Genomic DNA, 17719 nt, shown 5'->3' with positions numbered 1-17719 from the left:
CCCATCTTCCTGATGCGGGATCCTTGACGCCGATGCTGCGCTACATCGCACGACGTATTCTGGTTGCTATCCCGACGCTGATCATCGTGTCGCTCCTGGTCTTCGCGCTGCAGAAGCTCCTGCCGGGCGATCCGGTGCTCACCATGGCGGGCGAGGAGCGCGATCCTCAGGTGCTCGCCTATCTGCGCGAGAAGTACCGCCTCGACGATCCGATCCCCGTGCAGTACTTCGCCTGGATCGGCTCCGCGCTCACCGGCAATCTCGGGATTTCCCTGCGCACGGACATCCCGGTGATGGAGCTCATCCTCAGCAAGCTGCCCGTGACGCTCGAACTCGCCATCATGGCGATGATCGTGGCTCTCGCCATCGGCATTCCGGCCGGCATCATCTCGGCGGTCAAGAAGGGCACGGCCGTCGACTACACCGCCAACGTGGTCGCGCTGTCCGGGCTCTCCATTCCCAACTTCTGGCTCGGCATCCTGCTCATCATGCTTGTCTCGGTGCGCTGGCAGCTCCTCCCGGCCTCCGGCTATGTCCCGCCGACAGAGGATCTGTGGCTCAACATCAAGACCATGATCATGCCGGCCTTCGTGCTGGGCACGGCGCTCGCCGCGAGCCTCATGCGCCACACGCGCAGCGCCATGCTCGGCGTCATGCGCTCCGATTACATCCGCACCGCCCGCGCCAAGGGGCTTCTCTCCCGCACGGTGATCCTGAAGCACGCTCTCCGCAATGCGCTGGTGCCCATCGTGACCCTCTCGACCCTGCTCTTCGGCGAGTTGCTCGCGGGCGCGGTGCTCACCGAGCAGATCTTCACCATTCCGGGCTTCGGCAAGCTGGTGGTCGACGCGGTGTTCAACCGCGACTACGCGGTGGTGCAGGGCGTCGTCCTGTGCACGGCTGTGGGCTTCATTCTCATGAACCTCCTTGCCGACATTCTCTACGTCCTCGTCAATCCCCGCCTGAGGCACGCCGCATGACCGCCACAGCCGTCGTCGCCGATGAAGCCGCCCTGCCGAAGAAGCGCAGCCGCGCGCTCACGAAGTTCCTGAACAACCGGAGCGCCGTGATCGGCGGCGCCATCGTGCTGTTCTTCGTTCTGGCCGCCGTCATCGGGCCCTACCTTGCGTCTTACGACCCGATCAAGCCGAGCTTCACGAGCATTCGCAAGCCTCCCTCCGAACTGTTCTGGTTCGGCACGGACGAACTCGGCCGCGATCTCTTCTCGCGGATGCTCTGGGGAGCGCGCGCCTCCATCATGGCAGGCGTGATCTCGGTGGTGATCGCCATCGTGCTGGGAGTCCCCTTCGGTCTGATCGCCGGTTATTTCGGCGGCTGGGTCGACGCCACGATCTCCCGCGCCACCGACGCCATGCTGGCGATCCCCTTCCTCATCTTCGCCATCGCATTGGCCGCCTTCCTCGGCCCCAGCCTTTCCAATGCGATGATCGCCATCGGTCTCTCCGCCATGCCGATCTTCGTGCGCCTCACGCGCGGGCAGGTGCTCACCGTGAAGGCGGAGGATTACGTGGAGGGCGCGCGGGCCATCGGCCTGCCGGATTTCTGGATCCTGGTGCGCTACATCCTGCCGAACGTGCTGCCGCCGATCCTGGTCCAGGGCACGCTCACGGTTGCCACCGCCATCATCGCGGAGGCGAGCCTGTCCTTCCTGGGATTGGGCCAGCAGCCGCCGAACCCTTCCTGGGGCTCCATGCTCAACACCGCCAAGAACTTCATGGAGCAGGCGCCCTGGATGTCGATTTTCCCGGGCACGGCCATCTTCCTGATCGTGCTCGGCTTCAACCTTCTCGGCGACGGCCTGCGCGACGCGCTCGATCCCCGCGAACAGTAAATAACGCCAACCTCGGATAGAACAGATGTTTACGACACGGCCTGAGATCCTCGGAACCTTCGGGATCGTCACCTCGACCCATTGGCTGGCCTCGGCCGCCGGCATGTCGATGCTGGAGAAGGGCGGCAACGCCTTCGACGCCTGCGTCGCCTCGGCCTTCGTGCTCCAGGTGGTCGAGCCGCACCTCGTCGGTCCCTCGGGCGAGGTCCCGGCCGTGTTCTACTCGGCGAAGACGAAGAAGATCGAGGTACTCTGCGGCCAGGGCACTGCGCCGAAGGGCGCGACCATCGAGCACTACAAGCGCGAGGGCCTGAAGCTCATCCCCGGCAACGGGCTCCTCGCCACCGTCATCCCCGGCGCGTTCGACGCCTGGATGCTGCTCCTGCGGGACCACGGCATGCTCTCGCTCCGCGAGGTGCTAGAGCCCGCCATCTACTACGCCGAGCAGGGCCATCCGCTGCTGCCGCGCGTCGCCAACACCATTAAGGACCTGAAGAGCTTCTTCGAGACCGAGTGGCCGACCTCCGCCGCCGTGTATCTTCCCGGCGGGGAGGCTCCGAAGCCGCACCAGCTCTTCCGCAATCCGCAGCTCGCCGAGACCTGGAAGCGCATCATCCGCGAGGCGGAGGGAAAGAGCGGCCGCGAGGCGCAGATCGAGGCGGCGCGCAGCGCCTTCTACAAGGGCTTCGTGGCGGAGGCCATCGACGCCTTCGTGCGCAAGACGGAGGTCATGGACCAAAGCGGCTCGCGCCACCGCGGCGTGCTCACCGCCGACGACATGGCGAAGTGGCAGGCGAGCTACGACGTTCCGCAGACCTACGATTACCATAACTTCCGGGTGAACAAGATCAGGCCCTGGGGCCAGGGACCGGTCTTCCTGCAGACGCTGGCGCTTCTGAAGAGTTTCGACCTCTCGTCCATGGGCACCACGAGCCCCGAATTCATCCACACCGTCACGGAGGCCATGAAGCTGGCGTTTGCCGACCGCGAGGCCTATTACGGCGACCCCGACTTCGTGGATGTTCCGATCCAGGCCCTGCTCTCGGACGCCTACAACGACGAGCGCCGCAAGCTCATCGGCGGCAAGGCCTCGCTGGAGCTCCGCCCCGGCCGCGTGGAGGGCTACGAGGCCCAGGTCGAGCGCACGATGAAGGCCCTGCGCGAACTCTCCACCACGGACCGTAAGGTATCCGGCGGCGAACCGACCCTGGCCTCCATGCGCTCGGCGCGCCGCGGCGACACGGTGCATATCGACGTGGTCGACCGCTTCGGCAACATGATCGCGGCCATGCCCTCCGGCGGCTGGCTGCAATCCTCGCCGGTCATTCCCGAACTCGGCTTCATGCTCAACTCACGCGCCCAGATGTTCTGGCTGGAGGAGGGCCTGCCCGCGAGCCTTGCCCCCGGCAAGCGCCCGCGCACGACGCTCACCCCGACGCTCGCGGAAAAGGACGGCGAGCCCTACATGGTCTTCGGCTCACCCGGCGGCGACCAGCAGGAGCAATGGCAGCTCCTCCTCTTCCTGCGCCATGCCCATCACGGTCTCAACCTGCAGGAAGCGATCGACCAGCCCATGTCGCACACGGCGCATTTCCCCTCGTCCTTCTATCCGCGCGAACAGAAGCCCGGCCACCTCATGGCCGAGGAGAGCTTCGGAGAGGCAACGCTCGACGCCCTGCGCGCGCGCGGCCACGACGTGGAGGTCGCACCCGCCTGGACGGTGGGCCGCCTTGTCGCGGCGAGCCGCGACAAGGACGGGCTCCTGCACGGCGCCGCCACGCCGCGCCTGATGCAGGCCTATGCGGTCGGACGGTAAGGATCTCGCGCCATGACCTGGTCGATCGTCGCCAAGGATCCTGAGACCGGCGCCTTCGGCGTCGCCGTCACGACGAAGTTCTTCGCCGTCGGGGCGCTCTGCCCCTACGGCGCGGCGCGGGTCGGGGCGCTTGCAACCCAGGCCCTCGTCAATCCGCTCTACGGAACGGACGGCGTCAGGCTACTGGCGGAGGGGCGCAGCGCCGAGGAGATCGTGGCGATTCTGACCGCAGGCGATCCCGGGCGCGAGGTCCGCCAGCTCCATGTCATCGACCGGGAGGGCCGGACGGCGGCCCATACGGGCGCCGAATGCGTGGAGTGGTGCGGGCACCTCACGGATGCAGGCGTGTCGGTTGCCGGCAACATGCTGGCGGGTTCCGCCGTGATCGAGGCGACGCTGGAGACCTTCACGCGCCGGAGCAACCTGCCATTCGCCGACCGCCTGATGACGGCGCTCGATGCGGGGCAGGCGCAGGGCGGCGACAAGCGCGGCAAGCAATCCGCCGCCATCAAGATCTGGCGCGACGAGCCCTATCCCATGCTCGACCTGCGCGTCGACGATCACGCAGAGCCCCTGCAGGAGCTTCGCCGTCTCTACGGCGTCGCCCATGAGCGCTTTCTCGCCTTCATGGACGCCATGGCGACCCGCTCCGATCCAGGCGGCATCACGGACCGGGCCTGGATCGACCGGCGGGCGCAGGAGATCCAGGAACGCGCGCGACTGCCCTCCGCCTAGGGCTGTGCTCGGCTTCGCTTGTCATCGCGTCCGAAAGGGCGCATGAGCCTCCGGCTGGCATCCGCGCCGGCCCAACGACGGTTTCCCTCATGTTCGGCATTCCTCTCTTCGATCTGGCCTGGCTCGTGGTCGCCCTGCTCGCGGCGGGCGCGCTCACCGGCATTCTCGCAGGCGTCTTCGGCGTCGGCGGCGGCGCAGTGGCGGTGCCGATCCTTTACGAGCTCTTCCGCATCCTGGAGGTGCCGGACGGAGTGCGGATGCCGCTCTCCGTGGGCACCTCGCTCGCCATCATCATTCCGACCTCGATCCGCTCCTTCAACGCGCACAGGGCCAAGGGCGCGGTCGACATGTCAATCCTGAAGATCTGGGCCGCCCCGGTCATCGTGGGCGTCGTCATGGGAAGCGTGATCGCCCGCTATGCGCCAGCGGACCTGTTCAAGTCGGTCTTCGTGATCGTGGCCGGCGTCTCGGCCGTCCGCCTGCTCTTCGGCAAGGATACCTGGCGCTTCGGTCTCGACATGCCGGCCAAGCCCATCATGATCGCCTATGGCTGGCTCATCGGCGTGCTCTCGGCCCTCATGGGCATCGGCGGCGGCCAGCTCTCGAACCTGTTCATGACCTTCTACAACCGCCCGATCCACCAGGCGGTCGCAACCTCCTCGGGTCTCGGCATCCTGATCTCGATCCCCGGCGCCGTCGGCTACATCTATGCGGGCTGGCCGCACATGGCGGATTACCCGTACGTGATCGCCTTCCAGCCGCCGCTGGCCCTGGGCTACATCTCGCTCATCGGCCTCCTGCTCTTCATCCCCACCAGCACCTGGATGGCGCCCGTCGGAGCGCGCCTCGCACACAGGCTCTCGAAGCGCCGCCTCGAGGTCGCCTTCGGCATCTTCCTGCTCGTGGTCTGCGGCCGCTTCGCGATCAGCCTGCTCGACTAAAGCATCGGATCCAAAAGTGAACTTGCACTTTTGGGATCCCATCCGATGCTTTCTCTTATGATGAGAGTATCGTTGAGTGCGGAAAACCGGATCACTTTTCCGCACGATGCTCTAGGGAATTTCCGGCGGCGGCGTCGGATGGATCACCGGCTGGCGCGGCTCCGAGGGCTGCTCGGGCATGGGTGAGGGAATGACCGGCGGCTCCGTCGGCGTCGGAGGAGCCTCGGACGGGACCGGCACGGCCGGCGTCGGTTCCGTCGGCGGCGGCTTCGGGTAGAACTCGTCCGGCTGGGGCCGGCTGCTGGCGAACGGCATCGCGGGGGCTTTCTCCTTCGTCCCCGGACAACCGCCCCATGGCCCGAAAGTTCTCCGGGAGCACGAAAACGGCTCCGGTTTTCTACCCCCTCCTGCACTGCGCCGCTCCAAAAGAGATCATCCGGAAGAGACAGTCCGAAAGCGGCCTTCCTTTGATGTGCATCGGGCTGAGCGGTTTCAGCTTTTCTTTCCTGGAAAGGCATGACGAAAACCGCACCAGGGGCAATCAATGGACAGGACCTCGGACGAAGCCGCCGGCCGGCCGACCTACAACCTCTTTCGCCGCACTCTCGAACCCGACATCTACTGCGCCGTCCCGGAGGATCGCGCCGTGCCGGGACTCATCCAGGGTTCGGAATGGCAGTACTGCCTGACGCTGACCCCGCGGGAAACGCGCCTGTGGGGCCTGTTCGATGAAGAGGCGGACCGCGGCACGCGACTGAACGGCTTCTATCTCTTCATGCGCATGCGGAGCGGCGGCAGGGCTGCCGTCGCCTCCATTCCCGAGCGGCGAGCGGCAGCCGGGAACCAGACACCCCCGGCCGCCGATCCGAATCAGGCATCCGCCATCAGGTGCTGCTCGATCTCGTAGACGGGGTGCTTCGTCAGATCCTTGTTGACCTCCGCAACGATCCGCTGCTTCACCGCCTCCGAGAAGCGCTGGCGGAGTTCGGCCAGGGTGCGCGGCGGCGCCGCAACGATGATGGCCTTCACGCCCGCGTTGAAGCAGGTTGCGTTGAGCGCCTCGGCCACCTCGCCCGCAAATTTCCGCTCCGCCAGATCGTGCCAGTCGGTCTGCTCGACAGCGCTGCGCTGGCCCATCATCGCCGACTGACCCGGCTTATCCGTTCCGTGCTGACGCGTCTGCGGGTTGTCGGGCGCCTGTAGCACGCGCTCCACCTGGAGGTTGGGATAGAGGTCGTCGCCCTGGTTCTTCAGGAACAGGGCCTTCCGGCCGTCGCTGACGAGGACCAGGCCGTCATGGGGAAGCTTGAGTTCTTTTCTCACGAAGATGCTCCTTCATACCGGATCATCTTCGGCCAGGCTGTCCCGGGCCGCCTTGACGCAGATCATATCGGAACGCACGCGCCGGGCGCATCATGGAATGATCGTGCCGAAGGAGCAGCCCCGTGCCGCACCGCATTGCTATCATCGACGGTCACCCGGATTCCGAACGCAATCATTTCTGCCACGCCCTGGCCCAGGCCTATCGCGAGGGTGCCGAAGAGAGCGGACACATGGTCCGGACGATCACGCTGGGCTCCATGGACCTGCCCTTCGTCCGCTCCCAGCAGGAATGGGAGAAGGGCGACCTGCCCGAGAGCCTTCGGGAATCCCAGGACGCCATCGGCTGGGCCGATCATCTCGTCATCATCTATCCGCTCTGGCTCGGCACGATGCCGGCGGTCCTGAAGGCGTTCCTCGAGCAGGTCTTCCGGCCCGGCTTCGCCTTCCGCTATAAGCCCAACGGCATGCCGATCAAGCATCTGAAGGGAAAGTCCGCCCGAATCGTCGTGACCATGGGGATGCCGGCCTTCATCTATCGCCTGTATTTCCGCGCCCACAGCCTCAAGAGCCTCAAGCGCAGCATTCTCAGCTTCGTCGGCATCGGACCGGTCAGGACGAGCCTGATCGGCAGCGTCGCCTCGCCGGACGAGGCCAAGCACCGCAAATGGCTCGACGCCATGCGCGCCTACGGCCGCAAGGGCCAGTGATCCGCCCTTGAATCTCTCCCGCCGCACTCTAACCCCTTCAAAGGCCTCTCGAACGCGGCGGGACAGGGATGACAAGCGCAACGCAGAGCTTTCACGACCGCACCGCGATCGTGTTCGACTTCGACCTGACGCTGGCTCCCAGCACTCTCGATGCTCTTTTGCAGCGCTGCGGGGCGGATCCTGACGCCTGGAAGAGAGAGACCATCAGGCCGCTTCTCGACCAAGGGTTCGAGGAGATCCTCGCGAAGATCTACGGTCTCATCCGGATGTCCAGCGCCGGACCTGTCACGATCACAAGGGACATGGTGGAGGAAACGGGCCGTGACCTCGAGCCGTACCAGGGCGTACCGGCGATGTTCGACAGGTTGCGCCAGGTGGCCCAGCACATCGCGCAGGACCTGCAGGTCGAGTTTCACGTGATCAGTTCGGGTCTCTTCGAAGTCATGGCGGCGACAGCCGTTGCATCCCATGTCGATTCGCTGTGGGGGACGAAGCTCCACTTCGACGAGAGAACCGGCGAACTGGATTTTCCCAGGCTCGTCCTCACCCATCCCGAGAAGGTCCGCTACCTCCTGGCGCTCTGCAAGGGGCTCGACCCGACGGGCCCGAATGCCCCGGCACATGTCTATCAGGACGTGGCCGCGGAGGACTGGCACGTGCCACTCGATCAGTTCATCTATGTCGGCGACGGCAGCAGCGACATGGCCGTCTTCCGCCTTCTCAACGACCGCGGCGGCATCGCCATCGGCATCTACAAGGGCGACCAGGCCGACGGCTGGCGGGGCATGGAGCGGATGGACCCGGACAGACGCGTGCAGAACCTTGCCCCTACGGATTACGGCGAGGGCTCCGAACTGATGCAGTCGCTCGTTCTGGCGGTGGAAAGCGTCGCCCGGAAGGTCGCCTTGCGACGGCTCGGTGCAAAGGAATAGCCGGCTTCGGCCGGACGGACAAAATTCTTGATTCGCGTCAATTCGGACGGAGCCAAATCGGCGTAGCTGTTTCCCGTCGGATAGGTATTCACGACCGGAGAACTGCAATGATCAAGGATGTCCTCGTTCACCTGGACGGAAGCGCGCAGGACGAGGAGCGCCTGCGATATGCGGAAGCCGTGGCAGCCATCTCGCAGGCCCATGTGACCGGTCTTCTGACGAATCCCTTGCCTGACATGCCCATGATCGCTCCCATGGATTCGGGTGCGGCCGCAGCCGAGGCTCTGGTCTCGCTGGAAGAGGAGGCGCGCCAGACCGGAGGGCGCATCCAGCGGAAGCTCGCCGAGCGCTGCAGCCGTCTCGGCGTTCCGAACGAGATCCGGCGCGTGGACGCCCTGTTCGGCCAACTGCCCCGGCGCGCGGCGTCCGAGGCCCGCTGGGCCGATCTCTTCGTCGCCAGCCGTCCCTATGATGGGAACGGCGCAATGGACTGGAGCAGCCTGTTCGAGGCTGTTCTCTTCGAGAGCGGGCGCGGAATCCTCGTCGTGCCGCCCGGACATCGTCCTCCGGGTTCACTGCGGCGGGTTCTCGTCTGCTGGCGAGACACGCGGGAGGCGGCCCGCGCCGTGGCCGAGGCTTCTCCTCTCATCGCCAAGGCCACGCGCACAGTCGTCCTGGCGATCGATCCCGAGCCGAGGAAGCGCGACGGCGTCGGGAGCGAGCCCGCGGCGGATGTCGCAAAGCACCTCACGCGCCTCGGCACCTCCGTCGAGGTCAATCTCGTCGAGAGCCAGAACCACGAGACGCACGAAGTGATCCTCGATCAGGCCCGCCGCTTGTCGGCCGACCTGATCGTGATGGGCGGCTACGGTCACTCCCGCGCACGGGAGTGGATGATCGGCGGCGCTACGCGCAGCATGCTCACCGTCTCCGAATCCCCGGTCCTCATCGCTCACTGAAGACCCGCACGGAAAAGGCCCGGGGCTCGCGCCTCGGGCCCTCGTCACGAGCGCGCAAGGCTCCGTCAGGCCACGGCGCACGGAACCTCGACCGCCGAGCGAGCCTCGTGCATGATCGTGTTGGCTTCCGCCGCATATTCCGAAACCGCATTCCGCGTGAACGTGGTCTGGGCTTCCATGGCCTCTGCCAAGGTCCTGCAGCGGGTGAGCGACGCGATGTGGTCCGCCTAGGCCTGGAGCCGGTGGCCCATGAAGCGCAGCGACTCGCTCATCAGCGCCAGGGGCAGATCGACCGCCGAGGATCTCCAAAGCGCGATGTAGGATGCCATCGCATCCGAAGCGTCGGGAAGTTTCCTGTTGGAATTGTTCGCCTTCAATGTCGCCATCACAATCCTCCTCTCTCTTGGCTCCGCCTCAGGAGCTTTGTGCGTATCACCGTGCTGCCGGGTGCTTCGCACGGCTTTGATCGATGTCAGGAACCGAAGGATGTTTTGAGGCGGACTGGGATCCTCCGGTTACAATGGCCATCACGCCAGTCCGTCGCTTCGCTATGACTTGCTCCTCGTCCTAGTGATGCAGGAAGAGCATCTTGGTGGAGTTGCTGAGGACCTGCCGCGTGCAGGAGCCGAAGATCTCGCGGATGCCGCTGTGCCCGTAGGCTCCCATGACGATCATGCAGGCCTGCAGGGCCTTGGCGGTTCCGAGGATCGCCTCGCTCGGTCCGCCCGCATCGCGGTTCCCGAGACCGATGGGATGAACGCTCGCATAGCCGTGCCGCTCGAGCAGCGCGCTGGCGCGGACGGCCTTGTCGACGGCGTCCTTCTCCGACCTGATATCGACGCTCAGGACATGGACCGCCTGATCCCGGGCGATCCCCAGGAGCGCGAACATGTGCAGGGCGCGGGAGGCGGCGGGGCTTCCGTCGAAGGCCACGAGCATCAGGCCCTGTCAGGTCGCTGTCGCCGCTCCCGTTGGCATTGGGCGGGACCAGCAGGACGGGGCGCGGCTCGCCCCGGATGATGCGGTCCACGCAGTGAGGCACCTCGTAGGTCTCCTCGTCCACCTCGAAGAGGCTGTTGCGTCCGATCACCACGAGATCGTGGGCGATGGTCTGCAGTTCGATCACGTCCAGGGGATTGCCGTCCACCGACTCGGTATCCAGCGAGACGGCATTCGCCGGCCCCGCCTCCCCGCGAAAGGTCTGCAGCACCGCCTCGACCCGCTCCGCCGCATCCTGCATGGCGCGCAGGTCGAGAGCCCGCTTGAAGGCCGTTCCACCGATGGGAACCGGTTCGGGGCGCTGGATCCAGGCAGAATTGACGATTCCGAGCCCCTTCACATGAGCCTTGTGGCGATGGGCGATGGCAAGAGCGATCCGCCCGGCCCGCAGGCTCGAGGCGGAGCCGTCGAGAGCGACAAGGATGCTTTTCAACATGGCCTTCTGAATCTCCGAGAACGATCAGGAGGCCGGCACTATAGGACAAGCATCGGGCATTGATTTGACCATGATCAAAGCCGTTGACTCGATGGATATTCGGGGAACCATATTCGCGGGGAGCCCGCGTCTGTGGCTTGACCTCGCCCCCGTTTGAGGCCACCACGGCAGTATTGCTCGAACCGATGTTGAGAATCATGCGCGCATCCCGATCCCTCGCCCTCGCCACCTTGCTCATGGCCGGATCGGCCCTGCTTCCGGCACGGGCGGCGGACCCGGTTTTCGCCACGCCTGCCGTCCTCCCCTCGGGCTGGATCGTGACTGTCAAAGGCAACCTCAAGGTTGGCCCATCCTATCCGGGTTCGGACGATCTCAGCTTCTTCGGCTATCCGTCCCTGAGCTTCCGCCGCGCCGGCACCCCGGAGCGCTTCAGCGCTCCGGATGACGGCCTGAGCTTCTCGTTCCTCGAGGATTCCGCCGTCCGGGTCGGCGTGGTCGGCCGCTTCCAGGGCGGACGCTACCTGGAAGACAACAGGGAGCTTTTCGGCCTCAAGAAGATCGACTGGGCCGTGGAGCCCGGCCTCTTCCTGGAATACTGGCCCGTGGAGTTCCTGCGCGCCCGCGCCGAGATCCGGCGCGGCTTCAACGGGCATGAGGGCTTCGTCGCCGATCTCGGCCTCGACGTCGTGCAGCGCTTCGGCGCCGTCACTCTCTCCGCCGGTCCGCGTCTTTCGCTGGGCGACGATACCTTCACCCGCACCTATTTCGGCGTGACTCCGCTGGAGGCCGCGCTGAACGGCCAGGTCGCCGCCTACAAACCGTCCGGCGGCATCACGTCCGTCGGCGCGACGGCCGCCGCCAGCTACGACTGGTCCGAGCAATGGTCGACGACGGCCTATGTCACCTACGAGCGCCTCGTGGGGGATGCCGCCGACAGCCCGATCGTCGAGCGCTTCGGTTCGGAAAATCAGGTCGGCTTGGGCTTGAGCGTCTCCTACTCCTTCGGCGTCGGCCGTTAGAACAGGCGACCGTTCCCCGACGCATCATAGCGCGATCGGCCGTCTCGCATCCCACCGTGCGAGGCCCTATAGGGATGACGTCAATCGCGTCGAGGTAAATGCGACATGTACGGAATCGGTATCATCGGGCTCGGCACCATGGGGCGTCGCCTGATCGACAGCATCAAGGCCAATCCGGATTTCTCGATCATCGCCGGCTACGATCCCGCGCCGGCGGCAATCGACATTCCTCGCGCAAGGAGCGTGCAGGATCTCATCGCCGATCCCGCCATCGACTGCGTCTACATCGCGACGCCGCCTGCCTCGCATGAGGAGATCGTGCGGGCCGTGGCGGGTGCGGGCAAGACTGTGTTCTGCGAGAAGCCCCTCGCCGCCTCGCCCGCATCGGCGCGAGGATGCCTCGATGCGGTCAGGCAGGCGGGCGTTCCGTCCGCCGTGAACTTTCCCTTCGCCACCGCGCCCGCTGCTTTGCGGATGCAGGAGCTCGTCGAGGAGGGTGTTCTCGGACAGGAGCTTTCGGCTCATCTGACACTTCGCTTCAGGACATGGCCGCGGGGCTGGCAGCACGGGGCCGTGACGTGGCTCGCCGGCCCGGAACAGGGCGGCTTCACCCGGGAGGTCGTCTCCCACTTCGTCTTCCTGGCCCACCGCCTGTTCGGAGAGGCGACGCTTGCCGAACGCTCCATCGAGCGCGGCGCGACGGGGAGCGAGACGAGTATGCGCGCGCGGCTGCAATTTCCCGGCTGCACCTTCACTATCGATGCGGCGGTGGAGGGCGAGGCGGAGGAGTTCGACCGTTTCGAGGTGAAGGGGTCGAAGAGCTCGGCCGTGATGACCGAGTGGTACCGCCTGACTCACGAGAGCGGCGACATCGCGCCGGCCCGGGCGGATTCGAACCAGGTGACGGAACTCGCAAGGCTTCTATCCGGCCAGCCGAGCCGCCTCGCCACGTTCGAGGAGGCGGCCCGGGTCGTCGATGTTATCGAAGGGATCCTGAAGCCCTGATTACAGGGGCTTCAGGCCCGCCTCGATCTCGGCCCGGCGCGGCTCCAGGAAAGGCGGGAGCGCGAGGCGCTTGCCGAGCCTATCCATGGGTTCGTCCGCATCGAAGCCCGGCCCGTCGGTGGCGATCTCGAACAGGATTCCGTTCGGCTCGCGGAAATAGAGGCTCTTGAAATAGTAGCGATCCACCGGGCCGCTGGAGGGCGCGCGCAGGTTCTGCAGGCGCTCCCAGCATTCCTGGTACGTCTTTTCATCGGGCGTGCGGAAGGCGACATGGTGCACGCCGCCAGCACCCGGCTTCGCCATCGGCAGATGGGGCTCCACGGCCACATGCAGCTCCGCCGCCGCTCCGCCCTCGCCCATGGCGAAGACGTGGACCGTGGCGTCGCCGACGCGGTATTCCCGCTCCGCACGCATGTCCATCGCCTCGGTCAGGACGCGGGCGGTGCGGTCGAGCCGCGGCACGCTCATGGTGATGGGCCCGAGGCCCCGGATCTGGTGCTCGGCCGGGACGGGGCTGCGCTCCCAGGGGTGCGCCTCGCCCTGCCCGCCATCGTCCACGAGGCTCAGGCGCTGGCCCTCGAAATCCTCGAAGTCGAGGGTGAGCCGCCCGTCGCGCTCGACGACGGCCTCGTGCCGGATGTTGAGGGAAGCAAAGCGCTCCTTCCACCATTGCAGGGAGCGTTCGCCGTTCACACGAAGCCCCGTGCGCGAGATGCTGTGGGCGCCGCGCCGCTCGCGTCCCACCGGCCAGTCGAAGAAGGTGATGTCCGTTCCGGGCGAGGCGAGGCCGTCGGCATAGAACAGGTGATAGGCGCTCACATCGTCCTGGTTGACCGTCTTCTTGACGAGCCTGAGGCCCAGCGCCTGCGTGTAGAAGGCGTGGTTGCCGGCGGCGTCCGCGGTGATGGCGGTGAGGTGATGGATTCCGGTCAGCTTCATGGGGCTTTCTCCCTGGTGCTGCCATCAAGATAGAGTTGCAGGCCTGCAAGCGCGACCCGAGGGAGCGCCAAGCTGAGCTTGCCTGGATGCAAGATGACGCATTCACCCTTCTTCTGCGGGCAGGATTGAGAGATGTTACTCAGAAAGTCAGTCTCTGCGCCTCACGATGGAAACGCGACGCCGCTACAGCCCCACCTCTCCCTGAGGGAGAGGTCGAGCGCAGCGAGGGTGAGGCGTTACAGGTCGATCCGGAGAGGTCAGTAACCCCTCACCCGGACCTGACGGTCCGACCTCTCCCACAAGGAGAGGTGTTCAGCGCTGCGCTTGAACGGACGCTCACCCAGTCGGACCACCCCCATCCCTGGCCCCTCCCCGCAAGGGTGAGGGGAAAGTCCTCACGCCGCCTTGGCGCGCAGGTCGTCGGGGGTCACGTCGTCGGGGATCGGGCAGCGATAGGCGCGGCCGCCGGTGCGCTCCTTCAGCTCCGCCTTCGCGCGGGCGATGAGGTCCGGGTTGCGCAGGCAGTCGGCGGCTGTGGCGGCCATGGCCTTGGCCGCGAGCACCATGCCCTTATGCGCCGCGGGCAGGTTGCCCTGCGTGACGAGCTGCCAGGTGTGGAAGGGCGTTCCCACCGCAAAGCACGCCGTATGGCACTGGACGGTCGGCACGATCCAGCTCACGTCGCCGACATCCGTGGTACCCATCATCACCTCTTCGCGGGTCGGCATGGAAAGCACGCCGTCGTGCAGCACCTTGGACCTGAGCGAGATGTCGTAGGGCTTCACGCTCGCTAGGATGTCCTCCTCCGTGATCGCGGCCTGCTGGAGATCCTTTGCGAAGGCGTAGTCCTGCTCGTCGTAGGCGGGCGGGCCGAGGCGCTTCATGTTCTCGTACATGGCCTCCTGCAGCGCCTTGTTGGGAACGACGTTGGAGGTCGCGTCCGTGATCTGCACCGACACGGATGTCTCCGTCATCAGCGCTGCGCCTTCCGCGATCTTCTTCACGCGCTCGAAGAGGCGCTCCGCATCGGGCAGGAAGGGCGAACGCACGAGATAGAGCGATTCCGCATAGGCCTGCACGACGTTGGGCGCATCGCCGCCCGTGTTGGTGACGGCATAGTGCACGCGCGCGTCCGAGGGCATGTGCTCGCGCATGTAGTTCACGCCCACATTCATCAGCTCCACCGCGTCGAGCGCGGAGCGCCCAAGCTCCGGCGAAGCGGCGGCATGCGCCGCGCGGCCGCGGAAGCGGAAATAGGCCTGGATGCAGGCGAGCGACGAGGTGGTCGAGACCTCGTTGATCACGTGCGGATGCCAGCAGAAGGCGGCGTCGAGATCGTCGAACAGGCCCGCCCGCGCCATGAAGGTCTTTCCGGAGCCGCTCTCCTCCGCCGGACAGCCGTAATAGCGCACCGTGCCTGCAATGCCCTCCGCCTCCAGCGCATCCTTGAGCGCCACGGCAGCGAGCGCCGAGCCTGCTCCCAGAAGATTGTGCCCGCAGCCATGGCCCGGCGTGCCGGCCTGCGTGGGCTTGTGCGCCGTCACCCCCGATTCCTGCGCCAGATCCGGCAGCGCGTCGAACTCACCGAGAATCCCGACGACGGGACCGCCCGAGCCCCATTCCGCGACGAAGGCGGTGGCCATGCCGCCCACATTCTTCGCGATGCGAAAGCCCTCGCGCTCCAGCATGGCCACCTGCTCGGCCACGGCGCGGTGCTCCTCGAAGGCAAGCTCCGGCGCAGCCCAGATGCGGTCGCTCAAGCCGCAGTAATCGGCCGCCTTCGCATCCACGTGCTTGGCAATGGCGTCGAGGCTCAGGGGATCGTTGTGCATGGGGCAGGCAATCTCAGGGTTGTTGGAATGGGAGGCACCCTATCCGCCATCGGGCGGATACGGAAGGGAGGCGCGCCGCCTGCGCGAGTGTCAGGCCACCGCATCCCGCGCGCCCTTGCGCGGAGCGAGAAACCCGCCGGACTGGCGCGCCCAGAGGCCAGCATAGATCCCGCCCCTGTCCAGAAGCTCCTCGTGCGCCCCCTCCTCCACGAGGCGGCCCTCGTCCATGACGATCAGGCGGTCCATGAGCTGGAGCGTCGAGAGGCGGTGGGCGATGGCGATCACCGTCTTGCCCTGCATGAGGGTGGCAAGGGATTCCTGGATGGCCGCCTCGACCTCGGAATCGAGCGCCGAGGTCGCCTCGTCCAGCACCAGGATAGGGGCGTCCTTGAGGATCACGCGGGCGATGGCGATGCGCTGACGCTGTCCGTCCGAGAGCTTCACTCCCCGCTCGCCCACATGCGCCTCGTAGGCCCGCCGTCCCTTGCTGTCGGCGAGGCGCTCGATGAACTCCGCCGCATGGGCTTGGCGCGCGGCCTCGCGCATGGCCTCCTCCCCGGCATCGGGGCGGCCGTAAAGGATGTTTTCCGCGATGGAGCGGTGAAGCAGCGAGGTGTCCTGCGCCACCACCGAAATCTGTGACCGCAGGCTTTCCTCCAGCACATCGGCGACGTCCTGCCCGTCAATGAGGATGCGGCCTTCCTGCGGCTCGAAGAAGCGCAGGAGCAGGTTGACGAGGGTCGTCTTGCCGACGCCCGAGCGGCCGACGAGCCCGATCTTTTCGCCCGGACGGATGGTGAGGTTCATGCGCTCGATGACCCTCTCGCCGTCGCCGTAGGAGAAGCTGACATTCTCGAAGCGGACCTCGCCGCGCGTGACCGCGAGGGGCCGTGCATGCGGCTTGTCCTGCATGGTGAGCGGGCGCGCGATGGTCTTCATGCCTTCCTGCACGGTGCCGACATTCTCGAAGATGCTCATGATCTCGAAGCCGACCCAGCCGGACATGGAGACGATCTGCGTCGATAGAAGCAGCGCCGTGGTCATCATGCCCGCATCCAGGCGGTTCAGGCTGAACAGCCACACGGCGACCGCGCCGGTCGCGACCAGGAAGACCGCGTTGAGAAAGACCAGCCCCGCCACGTACATCGTGTTCATGCGCTGCTGGCGCAGAAAAACGTCGTTCACCCGGCGATAGCCCTCGCTGATATAGGCATCCTCGTCCCGCCTGCGCCCGAAGAGCTTGACGGTCATCATGTTGGTGAAGCTGTCCACCACCTTCCCCGTCACGGCGGAGCGCGCCTCGCTCGATTCCCGCGAGCGGACTTGGATGCGCGGCAGGAAATAAACGAGGAGCGCGGCGTAGAGCACGAACCATCCGGCCATGGGCATGGCGAGCCGGATGTCCTGCGTGGCGAGAAGCCCGATGGAGGCCGCGCCGAAGATCAGGATCTGCCAGACCGCGCGGGCGACGGAGAGAATCGTCTCGCGCAGGGGCCGCCCGGTCTGCAGCACCCGGTTGGCGATCCGCCCCGCGAAATCCTCCTGGAAGAAGTTTAAGGGCTGGCGCACCGCGTGCCAGTAGTTCTGCCAGTGGACCATGTTGGTGAAGGAGACCGCCAGCGAGTGGTTGACCAGGAGGCGAAACAGCAGGGTGCCGACGGGCCGCACGATCAGGATCATGCCCGCCATGAGCAGCAGCAGCGGCCCGGCCTCGCGCAGCACCCCCTCGGGCGAGGTCTGCGACAGGGCGTTGACCAGTTGCCCGATGAGATAGGGCACCAGCGCCTCGACCACCGCCAGGACGAAGCCGATGGCGAAGAGCGCGAAGAACAGGCCCTTCGCCTGCCTGATGAAGTGCCAGTAGAAGCCCCAGAGCGTATCCGGCGGAGACTCCTCCGGCGGGCGCTTCATGAAGTCGATCCGGGTCTCGAAGTAGCGGAACATCGGCGTCTCGTCAGCGTAGGACCCGAATCACAGCGGGCAGCGGACGCATGATGCAGCAATCTTTGGTTGTCTGGTGGCGAAAGTGGGGGCTGGGTGCTTTTGGGAATTCGCAAACGGCTTCTGGGGGAGAAAAGAGTCTAAAAGAACTCGTTTGCTATGTGCCCCTCCAAACGAGCTGGCCCTGATCCGGGGCAAAGGACTTCAGCAAGACAGAGTCGTCTTCCGTGTAAGGCCGTGTGTGGACGGCGCCTGCGTGGCAAGAGGGCTCTTGGTGTTTTGA

Annotated in this window: 18 protein-coding genes and 1 pseudogene; 11 read left to right on the top strand and 8 right to left on the bottom strand. The window is 66.0% G+C overall.

Going from position 1 to position 17719, the window contains the following annotated elements; translation table 11 throughout:
* Positions 1-32: 32 nt before the first annotated feature.
* From LG661_RS00095 to LG661_RS00075, 5 genes are all read left to right on the top strand, one after another.
* Positions 33-980 (top strand): ABC transporter permease, encoded by a 948-nt coding sequence (locus LG661_RS00095; protein ID WP_230530059.1) that lies wholly within the window; start codon positions 33-35, stop codon positions 978-980.
* Complete coding sequence (locus tag LG661_RS00090; RefSeq protein WP_230529820.1) at positions 977-1852, top strand: ABC transporter permease; 876 nt, start codon at positions 977-979, stop codon at positions 1850-1852. Before LG661_RS00095 ends, LG661_RS00090 begins: the two co-directional genes overlap by 4 nt.
* A gap of 25 nt (positions 1853-1877) precedes the next feature.
* Positions 1878-3668, top strand: a complete 1791-nt coding sequence (locus LG661_RS00085) for a gamma-glutamyltransferase family protein (RefSeq protein WP_230529819.1) — start codon at positions 1878-1880, stop codon at positions 3666-3668.
* Between the two features lie 12 nt (positions 3669-3680).
* Positions 3681-4403, top strand: a complete 723-nt coding sequence (locus tag LG661_RS00080) for a DUF1028 domain-containing protein (RefSeq protein ID WP_230529818.1) — start codon at positions 3681-3683, stop codon at positions 4401-4403.
* An 89-nt stretch (positions 4404-4492) separates the two neighbouring features.
* Positions 4493-5344 (top strand): sulfite exporter TauE/SafE family protein, encoded by an 852-nt coding sequence (locus LG661_RS00075; protein WP_230529817.1) that lies wholly within the window; start codon positions 4493-4495, stop codon positions 5342-5344.
* 111 nt (positions 5345-5455) lie between these two features.
* Here LG661_RS00075 and LG661_RS00070 read toward each other — a convergent pair whose 3' ends face one another.
* Positions 5456-5659: a hypothetical protein gene (locus LG661_RS00070; protein ID WP_230529816.1), complete on the bottom strand. Its 204-nt coding sequence runs from the start codon at positions 5657-5659 to the stop codon at positions 5456-5458.
* Positions 5660-5888: 229 nt separating this feature from the next.
* Between LG661_RS00070 and LG661_RS00065 the strand changes: the two genes are divergently transcribed.
* Positions 5889-6251: a hypothetical protein gene (locus LG661_RS00065; RefSeq protein WP_230529815.1), complete on the top strand. Its 363-nt coding sequence runs from the start codon at positions 5889-5891 to the stop codon at positions 6249-6251.
* On the opposite strand, the gene LG661_RS00060 is transcribed toward LG661_RS00065, so the two are convergent.
* Complete coding sequence (locus LG661_RS00060; RefSeq protein ID WP_230529814.1) at positions 6215-6667, bottom strand: host attachment family protein; 453 nt, start codon at positions 6665-6667, stop codon at positions 6215-6217. The two genes, LG661_RS00065 and LG661_RS00060, sit on opposite strands and share 37 nt — an antisense overlap.
* 122 nt (positions 6668-6789) lie before the next feature.
* Here LG661_RS00060 and LG661_RS00055 point away from each other — a divergent pair, with 122 nt between their 5' ends.
* The 3 genes from LG661_RS00055 to LG661_RS00045 all read left to right on the top strand — a co-directional run bounded on the left by LG661_RS00055 (position 6790) and on the right by LG661_RS00045 (position 9265).
* Positions 6790-7374 (top strand): NAD(P)H-dependent oxidoreductase, encoded by a 585-nt coding sequence (locus LG661_RS00055; RefSeq protein WP_230529813.1) that lies wholly within the window; start codon positions 6790-6792, stop codon positions 7372-7374.
* A gap of 68 nt (positions 7375-7442) precedes the next feature.
* Positions 7443-8306, top strand: a complete 864-nt coding sequence (locus tag LG661_RS00050) for an HAD family hydrolase (RefSeq protein ID WP_230529812.1) — start codon at positions 7443-7445, stop codon at positions 8304-8306.
* A gap of 107 nt (positions 8307-8413) precedes the next feature.
* Entirely contained in the window at positions 8414-9265 is an 852-nt protein-coding gene (locus tag LG661_RS00045) for a universal stress protein (RefSeq protein ID WP_230529811.1), read from the top strand.
* A gap of 227 nt (positions 9266-9492) precedes the next feature.
* On the opposite strand, the gene LG661_RS00040 is transcribed toward LG661_RS00045, so the two are convergent.
* The 3 genes and pseudogenes from LG661_RS00040 to LG661_RS00030 all read right to left on the bottom strand — a co-directional run.
* Complete coding sequence (locus LG661_RS00040) at positions 9493-9651, bottom strand: hypothetical protein (RefSeq protein WP_230529810.1); 159 nt, start codon at positions 9649-9651, stop codon at positions 9493-9495.
* Between the two features lie 181 nt (positions 9652-9832).
* Positions 9833-10156, bottom strand: coding sequence for a universal stress protein (locus LG661_RS00035; protein WP_230529809.1), 324 nt, complete (start codon positions 10154-10156; stop codon positions 9833-9835).
* A gap of 241 nt (positions 10157-10397) precedes the next feature.
* Positions 10398-10700 (bottom strand): annotated as a pseudogene (locus tag LG661_RS00030) (universal stress protein); the annotation flags it as partial.
* A gap of 197 nt (positions 10701-10897) precedes the next feature.
* Here LG661_RS00030 and LG661_RS00025 point away from each other — a divergent pair.
* Both LG661_RS00025 and LG661_RS00020 read left to right on the top strand, forming a co-directional pair.
* On the top strand, positions 10898-11719 hold the full coding sequence (locus LG661_RS00025; RefSeq protein WP_230529808.1) for a MipA/OmpV family protein: 822 nt from the start codon (positions 10898-10900) through the stop codon (positions 11717-11719).
* Between the two features lie 105 nt (positions 11720-11824).
* Positions 11825-12724, top strand: a complete 900-nt coding sequence (locus LG661_RS00020) for a Gfo/Idh/MocA family protein (protein ID WP_230529807.1) — start codon at positions 11825-11827, stop codon at positions 12722-12724.
* Here the strand turns inward: LG661_RS00020 and LG661_RS00015 are convergent, their stop codons facing one another.
* The 3 genes from LG661_RS00015 to LG661_RS00005 form a co-directional block, all read right to left on the bottom strand.
* On the bottom strand, positions 12725-13663 hold the full coding sequence (locus LG661_RS00015; RefSeq protein ID WP_230529806.1) for a ring-cleaving dioxygenase: 939 nt from the start codon (positions 13661-13663) through the stop codon (positions 12725-12727).
* 395 nt (positions 13664-14058) lie between these two features.
* Complete coding sequence (locus LG661_RS00010; RefSeq protein WP_230529805.1) at positions 14059-15495, bottom strand: M20 family metallopeptidase; 1437 nt, start codon at positions 15493-15495, stop codon at positions 14059-14061.
* A 90-nt stretch (positions 15496-15585) separates the two neighbouring features.
* The gene (locus LG661_RS00005; protein ID WP_230529804.1) at positions 15586-17439 is read right to left on the bottom strand and encodes an ABC transporter ATP-binding protein; all 1854 of its coding nucleotides are present in this window, start codon (positions 17437-17439) and stop codon (positions 15586-15588) included.
* Positions 17440-17719: the final 280 nt, after the last annotated feature.

Origin of the sequence: Microvirga roseola, assembly GCF_020866965.1 — a bacterium.
Lineage (GTDB): Bacteria > Pseudomonadota > Alphaproteobacteria > Rhizobiales > Beijerinckiaceae > Microvirga > Microvirga roseola.
Note: the sequence above shows the minus strand (reverse complement) of the source record. Positions and strands in the feature narration are given on the sequence as shown.

Coding starts and splice junctions, on each gene's coding strand:
- LG661_RS00070 (WP_230529816.1), bottom strand. CDS start 5,659: ATGCCGTTCGCCAGCAGCCGGCCCCAGCCGGACGAGTTCTACCCGAAG.
- LG661_RS00080 (WP_230529818.1), top strand. CDS start 3,681: ATGACCTGGTCGATCGTCGCCAAGGATCCTGAGACCGGCGCCTTCGGC.
- LG661_RS00020 (WP_230529807.1), top strand. CDS start 11,825: ATGTACGGAATCGGTATCATCGGGCTCGGCACCATGGGGCGTCGCCTG.
- LG661_RS00005 (WP_230529804.1), bottom strand. CDS start 17,439: ATGTTCCGCTACTTCGAGACCCGGATCGACTTCATGAAGCGCCCGCCG.
- LG661_RS00090 (WP_230529820.1), top strand. CDS start 977: ATGACCGCCACAGCCGTCGTCGCCGATGAAGCCGCCCTGCCGAAGAAG.
- LG661_RS00040 (WP_230529810.1), bottom strand. CDS start 9,651: ATGGCGACATTGAAGGCGAACAATTCCAACAGGAAACTTCCCGACGCT.
- LG661_RS00025 (WP_230529808.1), top strand. CDS start 10,898: ATGCGCGCATCCCGATCCCTCGCCCTCGCCACCTTGCTCATGGCCGGA.
- LG661_RS00010 (WP_230529805.1), bottom strand. CDS start 15,495: ATGCACAACGATCCCCTGAGCCTCGACGCCATTGCCAAGCACGTGGAT.
- LG661_RS00050 (WP_230529812.1), top strand. CDS start 7,443: ATGACAAGCGCAACGCAGAGCTTTCACGACCGCACCGCGATCGTGTTC.
- LG661_RS00015 (WP_230529806.1), bottom strand. CDS start 13,663: ATGAAGCTGACCGGAATCCATCACCTCACCGCCATCACCGCGGACGCC.
- LG661_RS00045 (WP_230529811.1), top strand. CDS start 8,414: ATGATCAAGGATGTCCTCGTTCACCTGGACGGAAGCGCGCAGGACGAG.
- LG661_RS00065 (WP_230529815.1), top strand. CDS start 5,889: ATGGACAGGACCTCGGACGAAGCCGCCGGCCGGCCGACCTACAACCTC.
- LG661_RS00075 (WP_230529817.1), top strand. CDS start 4,493: ATGTTCGGCATTCCTCTCTTCGATCTGGCCTGGCTCGTGGTCGCCCTG.
- LG661_RS00035 (WP_230529809.1), bottom strand. CDS start 10,156: ATGTTCGCGCTCCTGGGGATCGCCCGGGATCAGGCGGTCCATGTCCTG.
- LG661_RS00085 (WP_230529819.1), top strand. CDS start 1,878: ATGTTTACGACACGGCCTGAGATCCTCGGAACCTTCGGGATCGTCACC.
- LG661_RS00095 (WP_230530059.1), top strand. CDS start 33: ATGCTGCGCTACATCGCACGACGTATTCTGGTTGCTATCCCGACGCTG.